The 19,780-nt window shown below is 68.2% G+C and carries 19 protein-coding genes and 1 tRNA gene; 9 read left to right on the forward strand and 11 right to left on the reverse strand.

The annotated features are described in order from the left end of the window. Positions 1 to 13: 13 nt before the first annotated feature. The 3 genes from ACP2AH_RS03855 to ACP2AH_RS03865 all read right to left on the reverse strand — a co-directional run bounded on the left by ACP2AH_RS03855 (position 14) and on the right by ACP2AH_RS03865 (position 3,942). On the reverse strand, positions 14 to 1,384 hold the full coding sequence (locus tag ACP2AH_RS03855; RefSeq protein WP_425104571.1) for a nitrilase-related carbon-nitrogen hydrolase: 1,371 nt from the start codon (positions 1,382 to 1,384) through the stop codon (positions 14 to 16). Between the two features lie 65 nt (positions 1,385 to 1,449). After that, complete coding sequence (locus ACP2AH_RS03860) at positions 1,450 to 3,447, reverse strand: rhamnan synthesis F family protein (protein WP_425104572.1); 1,998 nt, start codon at positions 3,445 to 3,447, stop codon at positions 1,450 to 1,452. Between the two features lie 132 nt (positions 3,448 to 3,579). Next, the gene (locus ACP2AH_RS03865) at positions 3,580 to 3,942 is read right to left on the reverse strand and encodes a winged helix-turn-helix transcriptional regulator (RefSeq protein ID WP_425104573.1); all 363 of its coding nucleotides are present in this window, start codon (positions 3,940 to 3,942) and stop codon (positions 3,580 to 3,582) included. 205 nt (positions 3,943 to 4,147) lie between these two features. On the opposite strand from ACP2AH_RS03865, the gene ACP2AH_RS03870 reads away from it, so the two are divergent. Next, complete coding sequence (locus tag ACP2AH_RS03870) at positions 4,148 to 5,161, forward strand: zinc-binding alcohol dehydrogenase family protein (protein ID WP_425104574.1); 1,014 nt, start codon at positions 4,148 to 4,150, stop codon at positions 5,159 to 5,161. Between the two features lie 3 nt (positions 5,162 to 5,164). Here ACP2AH_RS03870 and ACP2AH_RS03875 read toward each other — a convergent pair whose 3' ends face one another. The 5 genes from ACP2AH_RS03875 to gor all read right to left on the reverse strand — a co-directional run bounded on the left by ACP2AH_RS03875 (position 5,165) and on the right by gor (position 10,911). Beyond that, positions 5,165 to 6,016, reverse strand: coding sequence for an alpha/beta hydrolase (locus ACP2AH_RS03875; protein ID WP_425104575.1), 852 nt, complete (start codon positions 6,014 to 6,016; stop codon positions 5,165 to 5,167). After that, positions 6,006 to 6,824, reverse strand: coding sequence for an alpha/beta hydrolase (locus tag ACP2AH_RS03880; RefSeq protein ID WP_425104576.1), 819 nt, complete (start codon positions 6,822 to 6,824; stop codon positions 6,006 to 6,008). The genes ACP2AH_RS03875 and ACP2AH_RS03880 overlap by 11 nt, the downstream gene beginning before the upstream one ends. Positions 6,825 to 6,954: 130 nt before the next feature. After that, complete coding sequence (locus ACP2AH_RS03885; RefSeq protein WP_425104577.1) at positions 6,955 to 7,740, reverse strand: alpha/beta hydrolase; 786 nt, start codon at positions 7,738 to 7,740, stop codon at positions 6,955 to 6,957. Between the two features lie 83 nt (positions 7,741 to 7,823). Beyond that, positions 7,824 to 9,209, reverse strand: coding sequence for a class II 3-deoxy-7-phosphoheptulonate synthase (locus tag ACP2AH_RS03890; RefSeq protein ID WP_425104578.1), 1,386 nt, complete (start codon positions 9,207 to 9,209; stop codon positions 7,824 to 7,826). A gap of 295 nt (positions 9,210 to 9,504) precedes the next feature. Continuing rightward, on the reverse strand, positions 9,505 to 10,911 hold the full coding sequence (gene gor / locus ACP2AH_RS03895) for a glutathione-disulfide reductase (protein ID WP_425104579.1): 1,407 nt from the start codon (positions 10,909 to 10,911) through the stop codon (positions 9,505 to 9,507). A 215-nt stretch (positions 10,912 to 11,126) separates the two neighbouring features. On the opposite strand from gor, the gene ACP2AH_RS03900 reads away from it, so the two are divergent. The 3 genes from ACP2AH_RS03900 (at position 11,127) to ACP2AH_RS03910 (ending at position 14,187) form a co-directional block, all read left to right on the forward strand. Next, a complete protein-coding gene (locus tag ACP2AH_RS03900; RefSeq protein ID WP_425104580.1) occupies positions 11,127 to 12,092 on the forward strand; it encodes a Bug family tripartite tricarboxylate transporter substrate binding protein in 966 nt (321 codons plus the stop codon). A gap of 87 nt (positions 12,093 to 12,179) precedes the next feature. Beyond that, on the forward strand, positions 12,180 to 12,665 hold the full coding sequence (locus tag ACP2AH_RS03905; RefSeq protein ID WP_425104581.1) for a tripartite tricarboxylate transporter TctB family protein: 486 nt from the start codon (positions 12,180 to 12,182) through the stop codon (positions 12,663 to 12,665). Between the two features lie 10 nt (positions 12,666 to 12,675). Beyond that, the gene (locus ACP2AH_RS03910) at positions 12,676 to 14,187 is read left to right on the forward strand and encodes a tripartite tricarboxylate transporter permease (RefSeq protein ID WP_425104582.1); all 1,512 of its coding nucleotides are present in this window, start codon (positions 12,676 to 12,678) and stop codon (positions 14,185 to 14,187) included. A 71-nt stretch (positions 14,188 to 14,258) separates the two neighbouring features. Here the strand turns inward: ACP2AH_RS03910 and ACP2AH_RS03915 are convergent, their stop codons facing one another. The 3 genes from ACP2AH_RS03915 to ACP2AH_RS03925 all read right to left on the reverse strand — a co-directional run bounded on the left by ACP2AH_RS03915 (position 14,259) and on the right by ACP2AH_RS03925 (position 16,149). Further along, a complete protein-coding gene (locus tag ACP2AH_RS03915; protein WP_425104583.1) occupies positions 14,259 to 14,852 on the reverse strand; it encodes a DUF2059 domain-containing protein in 594 nt (197 codons plus the stop codon). Positions 14,853 to 14,873: 21 nt separating this feature from the next. Continuing rightward, a complete protein-coding gene (rpiA, locus tag ACP2AH_RS03920) occupies positions 14,874 to 15,575 on the reverse strand; it encodes a ribose-5-phosphate isomerase RpiA (RefSeq protein WP_421697176.1) in 702 nt (233 codons plus the stop codon). Positions 15,576 to 15,678: 103 nt separating this feature from the next. Continuing rightward, a complete protein-coding gene (locus ACP2AH_RS03925; protein ID WP_425104584.1) occupies positions 15,679 to 16,149 on the reverse strand; it encodes a hypothetical protein in 471 nt (156 codons plus the stop codon). Positions 16,150 to 16,324: 175 nt separating this feature from the next. Here ACP2AH_RS03925 and ACP2AH_RS03930 point away from each other — a divergent pair, with 175 nt between their 5' ends. The 5 genes from ACP2AH_RS03930 (at position 16,325) to ACP2AH_RS03950 (ending at position 19,707) form a co-directional block, all read left to right on the forward strand. Beyond that, positions 16,325 to 17,008: an HAD-IA family hydrolase gene (locus ACP2AH_RS03930; protein ID WP_425104585.1), complete on the forward strand. Its 684-nt coding sequence runs from the start codon at positions 16,325 to 16,327 to the stop codon at positions 17,006 to 17,008. Positions 17,009 to 17,092: 84 nt separating this feature from the next. Continuing rightward, a tRNA-Val gene (locus tag ACP2AH_RS03935) sits at positions 17,093 to 17,167 on the forward strand. Between the two features lie 66 nt (positions 17,168 to 17,233). Beyond that, positions 17,234 to 17,902 carry a DUF6538 domain-containing protein gene (locus ACP2AH_RS03940; protein ID WP_425104586.1) on the forward strand — a complete coding sequence of 223 codons (669 nt, stop codon included), beginning with the start codon at positions 17,234 to 17,236 and terminating at the stop codon, positions 17,900 to 17,902. Positions 17,903 to 17,930: 28 nt separating this feature from the next. Beyond that, a protein-coding gene (locus tag ACP2AH_RS03945) for an IS5 family transposase (RefSeq protein ID WP_425104587.1) occupies positions 17,931 to 18,700 on the forward strand; the annotation gives its coding sequence in 2 pieces (ribosomal slippage) (positions 17,931 to 18,245 and positions 18,248 to 18,700; 768 coding nt in all). A 122-nt stretch (positions 18,701 to 18,822) separates the two neighbouring features. Beyond that, positions 18,823 to 19,707, forward strand: a complete 885-nt coding sequence (locus ACP2AH_RS03950; protein WP_425104588.1) for a site-specific integrase — start codon at positions 18,823 to 18,825, stop codon at positions 19,705 to 19,707. Positions 19,708 to 19,780 lie beyond the last annotated feature (73 nt).

A 19,780-nucleotide genomic window follows, 5' to 3' on the forward strand; every position in this document is an offset into this window, starting at 1 on the left:
CCCCCGAGAGCGATCAGGCGGACGGAACGTCGTCCGCCCCGGCCGGTTCCGCGTCGCTCCAGGCCAGCAGCCGCTCGGGGATAACCTGCCCATCCGGGCCGAGCGCCCCGGCCGGCTTCCAGCGGTTGCGCAGCGCGGCCAGAGCGTGCCGCCGGGTGGCGTCAAGCTGGCGCAGGGTGCCGCCGGGCGTCACCACGCGCGCGCCGAGCCGTTCGGCCAGGGCGGTGAGCAGCGCGCCACGCACGCCGGACGCCAGCGCGGCGGCCGCATCTGCCTCGGCAGGGCCGGCGAGCGGCGCCAGCAGCGCCTCCAGCGCCGCCACCGCCGGGTCGAGCGGCACACGGTCGACGCGCACGCCCAGCGCCCCGGCGAGGGCCGCCGCCTCCGTGAAGGTTTCGGCCGCGGCCGCGTCAAACGACAACGCCACCGCCCGCACCCGCGCCGGCCCCAGCGCGTCCACCGCCATCACCGCTGCCAGCGCCGAATCGCGATCGGCGGACAGGGCGAGCAGCGCGCCGCGCGCGCCCCTCTTTTCCACCTGGTCGCGCAGGCCGAGCACGCCGGCGGCATAATCCGCCTCGTCGCCGGCCAGCAGCGGCGCCCGCGCGCCCTCCTCGCAGCGCCAGCCATCGGCCCAGCGTTCCCAGCGTGTGATCCGCACCCGCTCCTGAAAGTTCGGCAGTTGCACCGCCAGCGCGCGGTCGGCATTGAGCACGAAGGAGCCGCCATCGAACACGGCCTCGCCCTGCCCGCCCAGCCCATTGACGAAGGCCAGCGGCAGCCCGCTCTCCACCACCCGCGCCACGACGCGGTTCAGCCGCGCGTCCTGCGCGTCGCGGTGATAAAGCGAGGCGCTGGGGACGAGCAGGATTTCCGCGCCCGTTTCCATCAGGCATTCGGCCACGTCGGGCGCGGCGATGTCGTCGCCCACCGGCACGCCGAGCCGCACGCCACGAAACGCCATCGGCCCCGGCATCGGACCGGGGGTGAACACGTCCCGTTCGCCGCCATCAGTCAGTTCCACCTTGAAGCGGCTCGCCGCCACCGCGCCGCCATCCAGCAGCAGGACGGCATTGTGCAGCCGGCCGCCCTCGTCCCATGGCGCGCCGATCAGCAGTGCCGGCCCGTCCTCGCCGGTCTCGCGTGCCAGTTCCTCCACCGCGCCCCGGCAGGCGGCGACGACGTCCGGCGCGCGGTCCTTGGGCAGCCCGCCGGAAAGGAACAGTTCGGGGAACACCAGCAACTCGGCCCCCTGCCCGCCCGCCAGCGCCCGCGCCTCGCGCACGCGCCGCACATTGCCGGCGATATCGCCAGCCACGGGGTTCAATTGGGCAACCGCGATGAGCAGCTGGTCGGCAGGCGCGGAGGAGAGCGTGCTGGACATGCGGCTTGATGTAGCCTTCCCGAGCAGTGGCGGCAACGCCGCTCCCCGTGCCTCGTTTCCGCCCGTCAGTCCCAGTCCGTGCCCGGCACGCGCACCGCAGCCGTGGTGAAGCCGGCCTTGCGCACCGCCATGGGCAGCAGCCGCTCCAGCCCGTGCATCAGCGTGCCGTCATCGGGAATCGGCTCGGCCGGGTAATCCGCCCAGTCGAGGCCGAGCGCGAGATAGGGCGCCAGCGCCGCCGGGCGGATGGCGAACATGTTGCCGACGGGAAAATCGACATAGGTGCCGGGCGGCTCGGTGAGCGCCAGATCCGCGCGCAGCTCCTCGGCGATGCGGCCATTGCGCGCCCAGTCGAGCAGATGCGTGTCCTCGGGATAGACGAGGCCGACCCTCGGCTGCGCCTCCATATGGGCGAGCACGGCGTCGAGCATGGGATGGGCGCCACCGATCAGGTTTTCCCACAGGAAGTTCCGCCACGGGTCGCCGATGGCGCGGCGCCTTCCCTTGGTCTTCTTGCCATGGACATGCAGGAACACGTCATAGCCGCCGCCCGCCAGCACGTCGCGCAGCGCGGAGAGGAAAGGCCCGACATCGCGCCCGACATTGGGCACCACGTCGATCCGCACCGGCGCGGGATAGGTCGCCGTCAGCGCCTTGAGTTCCGCCGCCTTGGCGGGCGTGTCTGTCGTGAGGAACAGGTCGGGGCGCGCGGCATTCACCGCGATACGCTCCAGCAGTTCCGGCAGCAGGTCGGGATAGAAGAAATGCCCGTGCAGCGCGCTCCTCAGCCCGCTCGCGCGCGGTTCCGGCAGCGGCCCGAAGACGGGGATCGCCCACGGCCCCGCCGGGCGCCCGCGCTCGATCCAGTGCGCGAGCGGGTAGCGCCGCTGGTCGAAGCACGCGACCGGGTGATGCTCGGCATAGATCAGCGGGTGGAAGCCGGAATAGGGCCGGCGCAGCGGCGGCCGGTTGGGGTGGCGCTTCAACAGCGCCTTGCGCCGCCAGTCGGCGATCCGCGCTTCCAGCTTCTCCACCACGGTGAAATCGCCCGGCGGGTCGTTCTCGCGCGGAATGTCGAGCACTTCCAGCCGCTCCGGCTCGGTCGCCAGCACCAGCGCCACTTCCCGGTCCAGCTCCTCGCCGATCTCGCGGCCGATGGCGACGACCTCGGCGGCGCCGGTTCCCAGCGGGTCCCCGGCCGCCACCAGCCGGCGCCGGGCGGCGAAGCGCGGCATGGCCGCCAGTGCCGCCTCGCGCGCGGCCGGCGAGGGAAACACCAGCGCGCTCGCCCGGTCGAGCGCCAGCTCCAGCGCCGGGCCGAGTGCGGGGTCGAGCGCGAGGTCCTGCGGCAGCGGCCCGGCCCGCTCGCTCTCCGTGGCGCCGATCACCGCGACGACGGGAATGTTGCGCTGTTCCAGCGCGTCGGCGGCGTCGATGGTCGAAAGCCCCACGGTGACGGCGAAGAGCGGCCGCTCCACGCGGGCGCGATAGGCCAGCGCGTCCAGAGTCACCGCGCGCGGCACGCGGGAGCGGGCGACCGCCACCGGCACCTCGACCGCGCCGCTGTCGCCGCTGTCCCCGCCCTTATCCAGCACGACAACCACCACGGCATAGTCCCGCGCCAGCGCGCGCAGCAGCGGCGCGGCGGGGCTGGCGCTGCTCTCGACCACCACCAGCACGGTGCGTCGGCCGGCCACCGGCGGGGGAAAGGCGAAACCGGCGGCGAGCGGGGCCAGCGTCGCATCGGCCTGGGTCAGCCAGCCGGCGAAGGGGCGGCGCGGCCGGCCGGGCTCCTTGAAGATCACGCCTTCCAGCCCCGGACGCGGGCGCTGATAGGCGTCGAACAGCAGCGCGCGCAGGAAGGCGCGCGGACGCCCCTCCGCGTCGAACAGCAGCTGGCCCAGCCACCGGCCGGCCTTCTGGGTGTGAACGGTGATCGAGCGCCGCAGCTTGCTGCGCTGCTTGGGCATATAGTAGCGCGCGCGCTTGGCCGGACGGTCGGTGGACGGACCATCGGTCGCCGGCAGGGCCTGTTCCGGCAGGGAAGACTCGGGACGGGTCATGACACTCCGGCGGGCCGATGCGGATCAGCGGAAGGGGCAAACGGGCGTTCCCGCAGGAAGCGCGGCGCCGCCCGGCGCTTGCGGGGTTCTAAAGAGCGCGGCCGGCGAAGGCCAGACCCTTGGCGCGCAAACTCACTCGGCGGCGACCGCCAGCGTGGCGCCATGCGAGCCTTGCCGCCGGCTGCCCCAGCGGTGCAGCGCCAGAATGGCGGGACGCAGGCCCTCCCCCGCGTCGGTGAGGCGGTAGCCGACCTGGGGCGGAACGGTGGGATAAACCGTGCGGGCGATCACCCCGTCCGCCTCCAGCTCGCGCAGCGCCTTGGCCAGGATGCGTGGCGTGACATTGGGCATGCGCCGGCCGAGTTCGGCGAACCGCACCTCGCCGGACAGCAGGTGATAGACGATGCCGCCCTTCCATTTGGCGCCGATGATTTCCAGCGCCGCCTCCACCGGGCAGCCCTCGCCGCACGCATAATCCTGATGCCGCCTTGCCATGGCCTGTCTCCGCTCCGGGCGCGCCAAATCTAGGATTTCGGGGGCGCGGGGGAAAGGGCGTATCCTTTTCGATAGCAGCCGACATTCTCGTGCGTTCTTGCGTCCGCCGCGCGCATCGCGACATCTGGGGACAGATCGTCACCCCACGCGCCGCCCCACGCGCCACCCCACGCGCTCCTTGGCGGCGCGACGCAGGAGAATCCAGATGAAGGCCATCGGCTACAGCACCTCGCTTCCCATCACCGAGGCGCAGGCACTGTTCGATTTCGAGACCGCCGCCCCGACCCCCGGCCCGCGCGACCTGCTGGTGCGGGTGAAGGCGGTGTCGGTGAATCCCGTCGACACCAAGGTGCGCCGGCGCCGTGCGGGCAGCGCGGAGGCGCCGGTCATCCTCGGCTGGGACGCCGCCGGCATCGTCGAGGCCGTCGGCGCCGAGGTGACGCTGTTCCAGCCGGGCGACGCGGTGTTCTACGCCGGCGACCTCAACCGCCCCGGCACCAATGCCGAGCTTCACCTCGTCGATGAGCGCCTCGTCGGGCTGAAGCCCGCTTCGCTCGGCTTCGCTGAGGCCGCCGCCCTGCCGCTCACCGCGCTCACGGCGTGGGAAGGGCTGTTCGACCGGCTGCAGGTGCCGATTGAGGGGGGAGAGGGCGCGAGCCTGCTCGTCGTCGGCGCCGCCGGCGGCGTCGGCTCCATGGTGGTGCAGCTCGCCCGCCAGCTCACCCGCCTCACCGTTATCGGCACCGCGTCGCGGCCGGAAAGCCGCGCCTGGGTGGAGCGGCTCGGCGCTCATGCGGTGATCGACCATTCCCGCCCGCTCAGCGAGGAGATTGCCTCCGCCGGGCTGGGGCCGATCGACTACACCTATTCGCTGACCCAGACCGACCGGCACTGGGGCGAAATCGTCAAGGCCGCGCGTCCGCAGGGCCGCATCGCCCTCATCGACGACCCGGCCAGCCTCGACGCCCTGCCGCTCAAGGCCAAGAGCCTGTCGCTGCACTGGGAACTGATGTTCACCCGCTCGCTGTTCGCCACCCCCGACATGATCCGCCAGCACGAGATCCTGCGTGAGGTGTCGCGCCTCGTCGATGCCGGCACGCTGGTCGCCACGGCCGGCGCGGCGTTCGGCACCATCAACGCGGAAAACCTCAAGCGCGCCCATGCCGCCATCGAGAGCGGGACAACCATCGGCAAGATCGTGCTGGAAGGCTGGGACTGAGGTTCAGTCTCCGCGCGGCACCGCCCCTGCCGGCACACCCGGCTGGGGGCGGTCGCCGGCGCCGCGGCGATAGCGCAGGTCGAGCCAGCGCTCGATGAGGCCATAGCGCCAGCGGCGCAGCAGGCCCCGGCATTTGCGCGGGCGCAACGCGCGGTAATAGGAAATGCCGGCGCGCCGCCGCCAGAGTTCGGCCTGCCAGGCGCAGGCATCGAACGTCCCCTGCGCAATGCCCAGCAGCAGCGATTCCAGCAGGCCGCTCTCCAGCACATATTCGGTGACGTGGTGGTCGCTGAAATGGCTGTGCAGCGGGACCAGCGTCACCTCGCGGCGCAGCAGCGCCACATGGCGGCAATCCATGTTGAAGGGATCGTAGACGACATAGCAGGTCGCCTGCCTGTGCGGCGCCAGCCGGTCCCAGCACAGGGCCGGCGTCTGCGGCGCCCAGCGCTTCTCCCACCCCGCGCGCGCGGGATCGACGCTCGCCTGCGGGGCGAAGGCGATGATGGTGTCAGGCGCCAGCCAGCCGGAAAAGCGCAGCGCGGCATAGCCTCCCATGCTGGAGCCATAGAGAATGACCCGCGCCCCCGGCGCGATGTCCGCCCGCAGCGCCGCGAGGGCCTGCTGCATCTCCGGGTAGTGGTACCAGTCATTGCCCCGGCACAGCACGTGATAGGCGGTGATGCCGCGCTTGGCGAAGAAGGCTTCGCCAAAGCCGCGCCGGTCCGGCGCGCGCGCCTCCAGCATCGGCTCGAAGGTGACGAAGACCGGGCCTTCGCCGCGCCCCGGCACCTTCACCACCTCAAGATTGTCGGACTGGAACAGGGCCTGCCGCACCGCGCCGCCCTCAGCGCGCACGGTCGGGGGTCAGCCCCGCCGGCTCGGAACCTCGGCCGCTGCCGAGCCGGCGTTCGAGCAGATGCTCGATCACGAGGTAACGCAGCCGGCGGAAAAGACCCGTGCGCTTGCGCTGGCGGATCTTGGCATAGGTCTCCGACACCTGCCGCCGCTGCCAGATGCGCCGCTCGAAGCCGGCGGCGTCGAAGCGGCCCTCGGCGATGTCCATCACCACCGCTTCCAGCAGGCCGCATTCATTGACATAGGCAATGGAGGCATGGCCGCTGAAATAGATGCGCACCAGTTCCAGCGGCGCCTCCCGCCGCAGGGCGCGGATATGGCGCCGGTCCTGGTTCAGCGGGTCGTAGAAGACGTACTTCACCGCCTCGGCGCGCGGCCTCTGCCGGTCCCAGATGACGGAGCGGCTCTGCGAGCGCCAGCGCCGCTCCCACCACACGCGCCAGCGGTCGATGCTGTATTGCGGCGAGAAGGCGATCACCACATCGGCGCCGAGCGGCGCGGAGAAGCGGTAGGCGGCATAGCCGCCCATGCTCATGCCATAGGAGATGATGCGCGTGCCCGGCGGAACATCGGCCCGCACCCGCGCCAGCGCCTCGGACATTTCCGGATATTGATACCAGCAATTGCCGGAGGGCAGGAACAGATAGACGGTGCGCCCGCGCTTGGCGAAAAAGTCCTCGCCGAATCCCTTGCGGCCCTTGGGCCAGTCGGCCCGCATCGATTCGAAGGTGACGAAGACCGTGTCGTCCTGTTCGCCGGGAACCTTGACGACCGTTAGATTCTCGCTCTCGAAGATGAGCTCACGCACGCCTGCCTCGCTGGGCCGCCAGAAGGGGCCCCTTCATGCGAGGGCAAACTAGCCAGAGGCGCCGCCCGCGGACAATCACAATTTCCGAAGGTTGCGCGATTATGTCTGAGCCCGCCGGCGCGGCGCGGCGTCAGAGGCCGAAGCGATCGACGATGTCGGCGATGAGGCGTCGGTGGAACCGCCGGCGCTTCAACGCCCGCTTGTCGCGGTAGAGCGGCGAGCGGTCGAGCTGGGAGGCGAGTTCGCGCTGGAAGCCGGCCGCGTCGAAGCGGTTCTCGCCGACATCGAGCACCGCCTTGGCGAGCAGGCCGCTCTGCATCACGGCGGTGATCGAGCCATGGCCGACATAGGGCACCCGCACCGGCACCACATCGGCCTCGCGCGCATAGAGGCGCACATGCCGGCGGTCGCGGTTGTGCGGGTCGTAGAACAGATAGATCGGCACGCCGCGCGGGGCCATCAGATGCTCCCACAGGATCTGGCGCGGGCGGTCGAACAGCCGGTCCCAGCGGCTGTCCCACGGCACTTTCTTCGGATCGATGCTGTATTGCGGGGAGAAGGCGAGGATGCGCGTGACCCCGAGCCGCCCGGCGAAGCGGATGGCGGCATAGGCGCCCATGCTCACGGCATAGGCGACCATCTGGGTGCCGGGGGCGATATCGGCCCGCACCTTGGCCAGCACCTCTTCCATTTCCGGGTACTGGAACCAGAAATTGTCGTTGGCGAAGAAGTGGTAGGCGGGAAAGCCATTGTCGCGCAGGAACTTCTCGGCGAAGGCCTGGCGCTCGGGGTTCTTGTCGAGCACATGCGGCTCGAAGGTGACGAACACCACATCGCTGCGAGTGCCGCCGGTGCGGACGACACGCACATTCTCGGTTTCAAGCAGGACATGCCGTGCGGTCTCAGGCTGCGACACGCATCCTCCTCACGAAAACACCGCGGCCCGGAGACCGCGGTGCGTTGCTTTCCGGACGCCCGCCCGCGCGGGGCGGCGCCGGCTTATTCGGCGGCCTCGATCACCGGGCGCACCCGGTTCGAACGTTCCTGCTTCAGCAGCTCGGCGACGAGGAAGGCCATTTCGATGGCCTGCTCGGCATTGAGGCGCGGGTCGCAATAGGTGTGGTAGCGGTCCTTGAGGTCCGCATCCGAGATCGCGCGCGCGCCGCCGGTGCATTCGGTGACGTTCTTGCCGGTCATTTCCAGATGCACGCCGCCGGCGAAGGTGCCTTCGGCCGCGTGGACGGCGAAGAAGTCCTTCACCTCCTTGAGGATCTGGTCGAACGGCCGGGTCTTGTAGCCCGAGCCCGCCTTGATGGTGTTGCCGTGCATCGGGTCGCACGACCACACCACGGTGCGGCCCTCGCGCTTCACCGCGCGCACCAGAGCCGGCAGGTGGTCACCCACCTTGTCGGCGCCGAAGCGGGCGATCAGCGTGAGGCGGCCGGCCTCGTTCTGCGGGTTCAGCGTGTCGATGAGCCGGAGCATATCGTCCGGCTTCAGCGACGGGCCGCACTTCAGCCCGAGCGGGTTCTTCACGCCACGGCAATATTCCATATGCGCGTGGTCGGCCTGGCGGGTGCGGTCGCCGATCCAGATCATGTGGCCGGAGGTCGCGTACCAGTCGCCCGTGGTCGAATCCACCCGCGTCAGCGCTTCCTCGAAGCCGAGCAGCAGCGCCTCATGCGAGGTGAAGAACTCGGTCGAGCGCATCTCCGGATGCGTTTCCGGGTCGATGCCGATGGCGCGCATGAAGTCGAGCGCCTCGGTGATGCGGTCGGCGAGCGCCTGGTAGCGGCCGGACTGCGGGCTATCCTTGATGAAGCCGAGCATCCACTGATGCGCGTTGCCAAGGCTGGCATAGCCGCCATTGGCGAAGGCGCGCAGCAGGTTCAGCGTCGCCGCCGACTGGCGGTACGCCTCAAGCTGGCGGCGCGGATCGGGGATGCGCGCTTCCGGCGTGAACTCGATGTCGTTGACGATGTCGCCGCGATAGGAGGGCAGTTCCACCCCGTTCACGGTTTCCATCGGCGCCGAGCGCGGCTTGGCGAACTGGCCGGCGATGCGGCCGACCTTCACCACGGGGGAGGCGCCGGCATAGGTCAGCACCACCGCCATCTGCAGGAAGACGCGGAAGAAATCGCGGATGTTGTCGGCCGAATGCTCGGCGAAGCTCTCGGCGCAGTCGCCGCCCTGCAGCAGGAAGGCCTCGCCATTGGCGACCTTGGCCAGTTCGCGCTTCAGGCGCCGCGCCTCACCGGCAAAAACCAGCGGCGGAAACGAGGCCAGCTGACGCTCCACCGCCGCCAAAGCGGCGGCGTCCGGATATTCCGGCACCTGCTGAACGGGCAGTGCCCTCCAGCTATCCGGCGTCCAGCGATCAGACATGACGGCCTCCACAAGCTCCACACTCACCGGGCTCTTCCCGGCGGAAAGGCGGGCCTTATACACCCAAGCCTCGCCGCCGCGCCAGTGCACCGCCGCAAGGGCAGACATGCCCCCGCGCGCCCTTGCGCCGCGCCACCCGCGACACCGTCATCCTGAGGCGTCCGGCCGCCTTACAGGGGGCTCCCATGCGTCATCCCGGCCGGAGCGCAGCGCAGAGCCGGGATCGCTCTCCATTCGCGCGCGATCCCGGATCGGCCTTCGGCCGTCCGGGATGACGTCTGCACGGCCCCCCGCCTCACAGCGCCGGCGTCGCCTCGGCGGAGGATTCGGGCAGCGGGTCGCTGCTGGCGTGCTTGGAACGCAGCGTCACCAGTTCTTCCGCGCTGGAGGGGTGCAGCGCCATGGTGCGGTCGAAATCGGCCTTGGTGGCGCCGATATTCATCGCGATCGCCGCCATCTGCACCATTTCGCCCGAGCCCTCGCCGATGAGGTGGAGGCCGAGCACCCGGTCATCGGCCTGGTCGACGACGATCTTCATGAACACGCGCGAGGTGCGGCCCGACAGCGTGGCCTTCAGCGGGCGGAAATCGGTCTTGTAGATGTCGAGCCGCCGGCCCTGCGCCCGCGCCTCCTCCTCCGTCAGCCCCACCGTGCCGATCTCCGGCTCGGTGAACACGGCGGTCGGGATGTTGTCGTAGCTCACCTGCCAGGGCCGCTGGCCGAACACCGTGTCGGCGAAGGCGTGGCCCTCGCGGATGGCGACCGGGGTGAGGTTCACCCGGTTGGTGACATCGCCCACCGCGTAGATGGAGGGGACATTTGTGCGGGACTGCGCGTCCACCGCGATGGCGCCGGCCTCGTCGAGATGCACTTCGGCCGCGTCGAGGCCGAGGCCGATCGTGTTCGGCACCCGGCCGATGGCCAGCATCACCTCGTCGGCATAGAGGTCGCGCCCGTCATTGAGCCGCACGCGCTTCTCGCCGCTCTCGGCATAAATGCCCTCGACGGTGACGTTGAAGGCGAACTCCACCCCGGTCTGCGCCATCTCGTCGACGATGCGGTCGCGAATGTCGCCGTCGAAGCCGCGCAGCAGCTTGTCGCCGCGATGGATGACCGTGACCTTGGCGCCGAGCCCGGCGAGCAGGCTGGCGAACTCCAGCGCTATGTAGCCCGCGCCCTGAATGATGATGCGTTCCGGGAAACGTTCGAGATGGAAGATCTCGTTGGAGGAGATGCCCAGCTCGCAACCGGGGAAATCCAGCCCGCGATTGGGCCGCCCGCCCGTGGCGATGAGGATGGTGCGCGCCCTCACCTCGGTTCCGTCGGCAAGGCGCACGCTGTGGGGGCCGGCAAGGCTCGCCCGCTGGCGCACGATCTCGACGCCGGAACGGCCGAGGTTGGCGGTATAGGCGCCTTCCAGCCGGGCGATTTCCTTGTCCTTGTTGGCGATCAGCGTCGGCCAGTCGAAGCGCGCGCCCTCCACGCTCCAGCCGAAGCCGGCGGCGTCCTCGAATTCATGGGCGAAGCGGGCGGCATAGACGAACAGCTTCTTGGGCACGCAGCCGCGGATGACACAGGTGCCGCCGAGCCGGTATTCCTCCGCCAACATCACCCTGGCCCCGTGGCCCGCCGCGATGCGGGCGGCGCGCACGCCGCCGGAGCCGCCGCCGATGACGAAGAGGTCGACGTCGAACTGGTCCATGTGAGGCTCTCCGTGCTGCGCTGTCTCTCGCATGTCGCCCCGCACGCCGCCCCCGTCAAGCATCGGCATGGCTCCCGTGCGAATTCGTGGGGGCGAGGGCAACTCATACTTGCGTGGAACTCGACAGCGAGGGCCCAGCGGCCTTAGCTTCCCTTAGTGCGTCCAAAGCGGCGGCCAGCGTCCAACGTGCCGTCGCCCAGTCCTCGGAGGAAACCATGAAGCATCTGTTTCGCGGGGCGCTGCTCGCCGCCGCCGTCGCTGCCGCGCCTTTCAGTGCGGCCTATGCCGAGATCAACGAGCTGAAGATCATCGCCCCCGCCGCGCCCGGCGGCGGCTGGGACCAGACGGCGCGGTCGATCCAGCATGTGCTGCAGACCGACAAGCTGGTTCAGAACGTCCAGGTGCTGAACGTGCCCGGCGCCGGCGGCACCATCGGCCTCGCCCAGTTCGTCAATGGCAGCAAGGGCGATCCCAATGTGATGATCGTCGGCGGCTATGTCATGGTCGGCGCCATCATCACCAACAAGTCGCCGGTGAACCTGTCCATGGTCACCCCGATCGCCCGCCTCACCGGCGAGTATGAAGCCATCGCGGTGCCGGCGAATTCGCCGCTGAAGTCGCTGGCCGATCTGGTCGCGGCGCTGAAGGCGGACCCGCAGAAAGTGTCCTGGGCCGGCGGCTCGGCCGGCGGCACCGACCACATCACCGCCGGGCTGTTCACCAAGGCGATCGGCGTCGATCCGCGCAAGGTGAACTACATCGCCTTCTCCGGCGGCGGCGAATCGCTCGCCTCCATCCTCGGCGGCAAGGTCACGGTCGGCATTTCCAGCCTGTCGGAGTTCGACGCGCAGGCCAAGGCCGGCAAGCTGCGCATCCTCGGCGTCTCCAGCGCCGCCCGCCTGCCGGAAGCTCCCGATGTGCCGACCTTCAAGGAATCGGGCGTCGACGTGGAAATCCAGAACTGGCGCATGATCGCCGCCGCTCCGGGCATCACGGCCGAGCAGAAGCAGGCGCTGAGCGCAACCATCGAGAAGATGGTGAAGTCCAAGGCCTGGACCGACATGCTGGCGCAGAAGGGCTGGGCCAACACCTATCTCTCGGGTGAGGCCTTCGACGCCCAGCTGGCCAAGGACATCGCCGCCACCCAGACCATCCTGAAGGACATCGGCCTCGCCCAGTAAGGCGCGCGCCGTCCGCACCTGTCCCCGCTCCCTCGCGGCATGCCGCGGGGGAGCCTTTGCTTTCCGCCCCACCCCGGAGCCTCGCCGATGAGCGATCCCCGCCCCGCCTCCACCCACGGCCCCGACAAGGCCCGCTTCGTCATCGCCTTCGCCCTCGCCGTGCTGTCGCTCGTGATCGGCTGGGATGCGTGGCGGCTCTCCGGGATCAACTCCTACTCGGCCGTCGGGCCGGAAGTGTTCCCCGCCATCATCGCCGCCGGCCTCGCTTTGCTGGCGCTGGCCAATGCGGTCGAAGCCGTGCGCGAGGGCGCGCAGGACCGCCCGCGCGACGAGATCGTCCCCATGGCCTGGGTGCTGGCCGGGCTGATCGGTCAGATCGTGCTGCTGGCCTTCGGCGCCGGCTTCGCCCTCGCCACCGGCTGGCTGTTCGCCGCCACCGCCAAGGGCTTCGGCAAGGGCCCGCTCTGGGGCCATTTCCTCGCCGGGGCGGCGATGTGCTTCCTCATCTATGTGGTGTTCGCCAAGGGGCTGCAGCTGGCCCTGCCGGCCGGCCCGCTCGAACGGCTGATCTGAGGGCGCCGCCATGGATACGTTCGCCGCTCTCAGCCAGGGCCTGATGGTCGCCCTGCAGCCGATGAACCTGCTGTTCGCGTTCGTCGGCGTCATGCTCGGCACCGCGGTCGGCGTGCTCCCGGGCATCGGCCCGGCGCTCACCGTCGCGCTGCTGCTGCCGATCACCTTCAAGCTCGACCCGGCCGGCTCGCTCATCATGTTCGCCGGCATCTATTATGGCGGCATGTATGGCGGCTCCACCGCCTCCATCCTGCTGAACACGCCGGGAGAAAGCTCCTCCATCGTCACCGCGCTGGAAGGCAACAAGATGGCCCGCGCCGGGCGCGGCGGGCCGGCGCTCGCCACCGCCGCCATCGGCTCCTTCGTCGCCGGCACCATCGCCACCATCGGGCTGGCGCTGGTGGCGCCGACCGTGGTCGATCTCGCCATCTCCTTCGGCCCGGAGGATTATTTCGCGCTGATGGTGCTGGCCTTCACCACGGTGTCGGCAGCCTTCGGCTCCTCGGTCACGCGCGGCCTCACCAGCCTGTTCATCGGCCTCGCCCTCGGCCTCATCGGCATCGACCTGCAGAGCGGGCAGGCGCGGCTGTCGTTCAGCGTGCCGGACCTGCTCGACGGCGTCGAGGTGACGACGCTCGCCGTCGCGCTGTTCGCCATCGGCGAGACGCTCTCCGTGGTGGCGGCGGGCGCGCGGGCGGACGAGATCATCGAGCCGGTGAAGGGCTCGGTGTTCATGAACAAGGAGGACTGGAAGCGCTCGTGGAAGCCGTGGCTGCGCGGCACGTTTCTGGGCTTCCCCATCGGCGCTATGCCGGCGGGCGGAGCGGAAATCCCCACCTTCCTGTCCTATGCGCTGGAAAAGCGGCTGTGCCGCAAGCCGGACGAGTTCGGCAACGGCGCCATCGAGGGCGTCGCCGGGCCGGAGGCGGCCAATAATGCGGCGGCGGCCGGCGTGCTGGTGCCCCTCCTCACCCTCGGCCTGCCGACCTCGGCGACTGCGGCCATCATGCTCGCCGGCTTCCAGCAATATGGCATGAACCCCGGCCCGCTGCTGTTCGCCACCAACCCGGACCTCGTCTGGGGCCTCATCGCCAGCCTGTTCATCGCCAATGGCATGCTGCTGGTGCTGAACCTGCCGCTGGTCGGGCTGTGGGTGCGCCTGCTCGCCATTCCGCGCCCGTGGCTCTATGGCGGCATTCTGGTGTTCGCCACGCTCGGCACGCTGGGGGCGAACCCCTCGCTGGTCGAACTCGGCATGCTGCTGGCCTTCGGCCTGCTGGGCTATGTGCTGCGCCGCTACGACTATCCCATCGCCCCGGTCGTGGTCGGGCTCATCCTCGGCCCGCTGGCGGAGCAGCAGCTGCGCCGGGCGCTCGCCATCAGCGTCGGCGATCCCGTGGTGCTGTTCCAGAGCCCGGTGGCGCTGACGCTCTATGCGCTGTCCGCCCTCGCTCTGTTCGGGCCGCTGCTGTTCTACGTCATCACCGGCCGCAAGGCGCCGGTCGGCGGCGACGAGGACTGAGCGCGCCGACCTCCAGACACAAAAATGCCCGGCGCGAGCCGGGCATTTTCATTTCGGGGGAGCGGATGGCCTCAGATGGTGAAGCCGCGCTTCTTCATCTCCTCGCGCACGCGGACTTCCATCTCGCGGGCGAACTGGGCGCTCCAGGCCTGGATGCTGCTGAAGCCGACCTTGAGCAGCTCCTCGCGCTTGGTGACCAGCTTCTTGCCGGCCTCCGAGCGGTAGAAGGCCAGCAGCTCGCGCAGCTCCTGGGTGGTGAACTCGGTGGCGTAGATGGTGGCGAGGATCTGCACGATCTCGGTGCGGCGGCTCTCATACTGCGCCGAGAGCTGCTTGGCGACCTCGCGCAGGTCGCGAATCAGGTCCGGATTGGACTGCACGAAGCCGGCGGCCGTCTGCTCCACCACATTGGGGATCACGGCATCGAAGCTGCTGGCCTCGCCATTGGCCACCAACAGCTCATTGGCGAGCTTCAGCTGCTCGGCGCTGGGCTGCGGCGGCTTGGCGGTCGCGGCCGGCGCGGTCGCCGCCTGGGCCAGCTGGAACGGGGCGGTGTCCTGCGCCAGCGCCGGCGTGCCGGCGACGAACAGGGCGACGCCTATCGCGGCGGCGGCCAGCGGCGTGGCACGCCGGGCGACACGCGGTGCGGCAATATCAAGCTGCATGAAAGTCTCCTGACGAACTGCTCACGCGCGGTCGATGACCGTCACGCCGCCGGCGCCCGCGAGAATGACGCGGCTCGCCAGATTGATGAAGAGGCCGTGCTCGACCACGCCCGGCACATTGGAGAGCTCGGCGGCAAGCGCGGTCGGGTTGGTGATGCTGCCATAGGCGGCATCGAGGATCAGGTGTCCCTGATCGGTGACGAAAACATGGCCGTCGGCGCGGCGACGCAGCGTCAGCAGGCCATGACAGCCGGCCGCGCGGGCGGCGCGGTCGATGCCGCGGCGGATGGCGGCGACGCCGAAATCCACCACCTCGATCGGCAGCGGGAAGGTGCCGAGCACCTCCACCTTCTTCGAGCCGTCGGCGATGACGATCATCTGCTTGGCGGCCGAGGCGACGATCTTCTCGCGCAGCAGCGCGCCGCCGCCGCCCTTGATCAGCGTCAGGTCCGGGCCGATCTCGTCGGCCCCGTCGATGCACAGGTCGAGCACGGGGTGCTCGTCCAGCGTGCCGAGGGGAACGCCGAGTTCCTCCGCCTGGGCGCGGGTGGCCTCGGAGGTCGGCACGCCGACCACTTCCAGCCCCTCCTTCACCCGCAGCGCGAGCAGATCGACCAGATGCCGGGCGGTCGAGCCAGTGCCGAGGCCGAGCTTCATGCCCGAGCGCACATATTCCAGCGCCTGCGCGGCGGCCTGTCTCTTCAGCGTCTCTGCGTCGGACATGATCGTCCCCGGGGCCCCTGTTTTTAGGACTTCTTGATCCTCAGCTCGTGCGTAGCGCCGTTGGCGCGCGCCGACAAGCCCGCCGGCCGCGCCTCCCCGGCGATCATTGGCTGGAAGGCGGCGTGCACACCACGGCCGGCTCGACGCCGCCGCCCTCCTTGGGCATGTCGCGGACATAGCAGACGCTCATCTGCCCGGTCATCGCATTGACCCGGAAGATGCCGGTCTCGCCGGAATAGCGGGTGGACATGATGTCGTAGCGCCCAGGCGCCGTGCCTTGGGCGCTGGCATCGCGGTGGAAGCAGCGGGTGACGCCGACGAGGCTGCCCTCGGGGCGCTCGAACTGGCAGGCATTCACCTCGCCGGTGCGCACATTCACGGAATAGAGCCGGTTGGCCTGCGCCGCCGGGGGAGACGCGAAGACATAGCCGACGCCCTCACTGGGGGCGCCAGTGGCCTCGGCCCCGCCATCCGGCTTGCCCTCCTGCGCCAGCGCGCCGCCGGCCGCCAGCACGGCCAGCCCGAAGACGGCCGCCGCGATTGCCCTGTGCCCGTTCTGCATCGTCATCCTCATAGCCGGATCATCCTGCGTCTTTCTCGTCCACCGCCGTCGCGGCCTCGCCCGCGTGCGCCCGATGGACGCGGAAGGCTGGACAGCAAAAGCGGCAGGATTGTAGGCCTAGAGCGGCACGCCCGTCTCGCGGCGGCGGGTCGCCGCCCTTTTCCCGTCACCCTCCACGGAAATCGCCATGCCCTCCACGCCCCCTGCCGTGATCGCCTTCGACCTCGACGGCACGCTCGTCGACACCGCCCCGGACCTGCTCGACACGCTCGACATCGTGCTCGACGAGGCCGGCGCCGCGCGCCTGCCGCGCGAGGACACCCGCAAGATGATCGGCGCTGGCGCCAAGGCGCTGGTCAATCGCGGCCTCACCGCCGCCGGCCTCACCGTCACCCCGCCGGAATTCGACGCGCTCTATGCGCGCTTCCTCGACCATTACGCCGCCCACATCGCCGATTCGTCGACGCCCTTCCCCGGGCTGATCGCGGCGCTGGACGAACTGGCGGCGCGCGGCCATGTGCTGGCGGTGTGCACCAACAAGCTGGAATATCTCTCCCGCCTGCTGCTCGACCGGCTGGAACTCTCCGACCGCTTCGCCGTCATCGCCGGCTCCGACACGTTTCCGGTGTACAAGCCCGATGCCGGCCATCTGCTCGGCACCATCGAGCGCGCCGGTGGCCTCCCCACCCGCGCCATCATGGTCGGCGACAGCATGACCGACGTGCTCACCGCCAAGAATGCCCGCATTCCCTCCATCGTCGTGCCCTTCGGCTACACCGAGATTCCGGCCGAGGAACTGGGTGGCGACGTGTTCATCGACCATTACGACCGGCTGGTGGAGACGGTGGAGCAGCTACTCTCCCGTGGGTAGCTGCGCGCGGCGCTTGACACCCGGGGCGTGGACACACTAAACCCCGCCGCGATGGCGCTGGCCCGGAACCTTTACCGGGCCAACGGGCGATTAGCTCAGCGGGAGAGCACTCCCTTCACACGGGAGGGGTCGCAGGTTCAATCCCTGCATCGCCCACCATCTCTTTTAAGTTCAATGACCTAGCAATCACTATCACCCGGTGGGACATCGGAGTGAGACACGTCATTGCACAATCCCACCTATCTCCAGCTGTCACGTAACGGCATTTTCTACTTCCGGTGGCCGATTCCTCGCTGCGCTCATCCGAGGTGTGTCGCCACGACCATCAAGACATCACTTCGGACGCGAGAACCCAAGGAAGCCTTGCGCCTGTCCCGCGTACTGACCAACCTTGCCGAGTTGGTCACTACGGAATCGATGGCGCGTGGCATGAAGTTCGGAGAGATACGGGAGCATCTGCATGAGCGACTTTCCTATTGGCTGAACGAAGCCAAGCAGCGCGTCCACGATCGAGGTCGCCCCTCCCAAGATACGATGGACGACCTGGAAGGGCAGATCATCCTGGTAAATCAGGCGATTCGAGGCGGCACACCACTTCGCACGGGCCTCACTGAGCGCGAATCGTTGGAGTACTATGCTCGTGGCTTTAAGTTCGAAGTGCCGGACGATCCTGCCGCATTCGACAAGTTCAATGACGAGTTCAAGCTAGCGTACCGCGACTTTCTTAAGGCCTTCGTTGCGCATCTGCGTACGCTTGACAGCTACGATTTCTCGGAAGCGTCTCCTCCCGCAGTTCCAGATGTCCTATCTAGCCATATTGAGCCGGAACCGGAGGCGGGCATCGCACTAGGTCACATACCCATAAACGGGATTCCCTGCGGGCTGGTGTTCTGATTCACTTATCTCAGCCTTGGAGGTTGAGATGGCCCGCTTTGATCTGACGGATTTCGAGTGGTCGGTGATCGAGCCGCTTCTGCCGACGAAGGTGCGTGGGGTCGCGCGGGTAGATGACCGGCGCGTTCTGAATGGCATTTTCTGGCGCCTGCGCACTGGGGCGCCCTGGGCCGATATCCCGGCGCGCTATGGCCCGCATACGACGTGCGTCAACCGCTTCAACCGATGGCGCAAGGCGGGCCATTGGGCGCGCATTCTGCAAGCCGTCTCAGCCGCTTACGATGGCGATATCCAGATGATCGACGCCTCGTCGATCCGCGTTCACCAGCATGCCGCCAACGGCCAAAAAAAGATGGGCGATCCCGTTGCATGGGTCGCTCGCGTGGCGGCCTGACCACCAAGATCCACGCCCTTGTCGATGCTGAAGGCCGACCGATCCGCCTCAAGCTGACCGAAGGCCAGGCTCACGACGGGCGCTCGGCCGCCGACATGCTGGGCACGCTCGAGCCGGGAAACATCCTTCTCGCCGATAGGGCTTACGACAGCGACGCCTTGCGCAAAGAGATGAACCGGCGCGGAGCATGGGCCAATGTCCGCGCCATGCCCAACAGGGTCAAAACCTTCGCCTTCAGCGCCTGGGTCTACCGCCAGCGCAACGCCGTCGAGCGGTTCTTCAACAAACTCAAACATTTCAGGGCCGTCGCCACCCGCTACGACAAGCGAGATGACAACTTTCTCGCGTCAGTCCAACTCGCTTCAATCCGCATATGGCTGCGAAGTTATGAGTCGGTCACCTAGGCGAACTAATCAGGCGCTTCACCGCCGACAGGCAAAAGGCGAAAGCGTGGGGACTACGTACGGCCGATGAGAAGGAGAAGCACTTCAAGCTGCTGTGCGAATTGCTGGGCAGTGAGAAGGACGTGAAGTCCATCGCAATAGCGGACGCTCAGCGGATTAAGAATGTCATCACTCAATATCCGAAGAACCGATCCAAGAACCCTAGCCTCAAAGGCCGATCACTCGACGAGATTATGAAAGATCCCTCGGTTGAAACGATCGACGTGCTGACGGCGAACAAGTACATTCAGACGTTCTCAACGTTGTTCCAGTGGGGTGAGGATAATTTCTATGTCTCACAGAACCTTTTTGAACGCATGGTCATTCAAAAGGCCTCCTCCGGCGAAACGAGGGAGGCCTTCAGCAAGAACCAGATACAGCGCATGCTTGCGGAACTAACGAATGACGACAGCCTGTGGATCAGAGAAGAGTACCAACGCTGGGGACCGCTGATCGGCATCTACACCGGCGCCCGCCTCAATGAAATTGCCCAACTGCGTCTCGACGACGTAAAGATAGATCCGGAGACGGGCGTCCGGTACTTCGACTTCAATGACGACGGCGACGGCATGCAGCTCAAGAACCGGGCGTCAAAGCGCTGGGTTCCCGTGCATAGTCAGCTCGTTTCCTTAGGACTGCTCGACTACATTGAAGGGTTACGGAAGAGAGGGCACGACCGCCTATTCCCAACCTTCACTAGGGACGCAAAGAACGGCTACGGGCGCACCCTGGGACGATGGTTCAACGACCGCTTCCTACCGAAACTGGGGCTGAAGACGGTCAAAGTTAGCTTTCACAGCTTGCGGCATACGGCAGTGACGACGATGATGCAGGCAGGGATTGAGGAACCTATCGTCAAATCAGTGGTCGGACACACGAAGAGTGGTGTTACACAGCAGTACTATTTCAAGGCGGGATACAGACTTACGCAATTAGCACCCGCTGTCGAGGCTATACGTTTCGTGTAATTTTTCTTGAACTCCCACCCATCCGCCTGGCATTGAACGAGAAAGTTAGCATGACGGACAAAGCTCCGTGCTG

The organism is Ancylobacter sp., assembly GCF_965249975.1.
Lineage (GTDB): Bacteria > Pseudomonadota > Alphaproteobacteria > Rhizobiales > Xanthobacteraceae > Ancylobacter.

What these genes read in the sequence shown, in the direction of transcription:
- ACP2AH_RS03900 (WP_425104580.1), top strand. Translation starts at nt 11,127, where the DNA reads ATGAAGCATCTGTTTCGCGGGGCGCTGCTCGCCGCCGCCGTCGCTGCC.
- ACP2AH_RS03855 (WP_425104571.1), bottom strand. Translation starts at nt 1,384, where the DNA reads ATGTCCAGCACGCTCTCCTCCGCGCCTGCCGACCAGCTGCTCATCGCG.
- ACP2AH_RS03925 (WP_425104584.1), bottom strand. Translation starts at nt 16,149, where the DNA reads ATGAGGATGACGATGCAGAACGGGCACAGGGCAATCGCGGCGGCCGTC.
- ACP2AH_RS03930 (WP_425104585.1), top strand. Translation starts at nt 16,325, where the DNA reads ATGCCCTCCACGCCCCCTGCCGTGATCGCCTTCGACCTCGACGGCACG.
- ACP2AH_RS03860 (WP_425104572.1), bottom strand. Translation starts at nt 3,447, where the DNA reads ATGACCCGTCCCGAGTCTTCCCTGCCGGAACAGGCCCTGCCGGCGACC.
- ACP2AH_RS03915 (WP_425104583.1), bottom strand. Translation starts at nt 14,852, where the DNA reads ATGCAGCTTGATATTGCCGCACCGCGTGTCGCCCGGCGTGCCACGCCG.
- gor (WP_425104579.1), bottom strand. Translation starts at nt 10,911, where the DNA reads ATGGACCAGTTCGACGTCGACCTCTTCGTCATCGGCGGCGGCTCCGGC.
- ACP2AH_RS03865 (WP_425104573.1), bottom strand. Translation starts at nt 3,942, where the DNA reads ATGGCAAGGCGGCATCAGGATTATGCGTGCGGCGAGGGCTGCCCGGTG.
- ACP2AH_RS03870 (WP_425104574.1), top strand. Translation starts at nt 4,148, where the DNA reads ATGAAGGCCATCGGCTACAGCACCTCGCTTCCCATCACCGAGGCGCAG.
- rpiA (WP_421697176.1), bottom strand. Translation starts at nt 15,575, where the DNA reads ATGTCCGACGCAGAGACGCTGAAGAGACAGGCCGCCGCGCAGGCGCTG.
- ACP2AH_RS03905 (WP_425104581.1), top strand. Translation starts at nt 12,180, where the DNA reads ATGAGCGATCCCCGCCCCGCCTCCACCCACGGCCCCGACAAGGCCCGC.
- ACP2AH_RS03910 (WP_425104582.1), top strand. Translation starts at nt 12,676, where the DNA reads ATGGATACGTTCGCCGCTCTCAGCCAGGGCCTGATGGTCGCCCTGCAG.
- ACP2AH_RS03890 (WP_425104578.1), bottom strand. Translation starts at nt 9,209, where the DNA reads ATGTCTGATCGCTGGACGCCGGATAGCTGGAGGGCACTGCCCGTTCAG.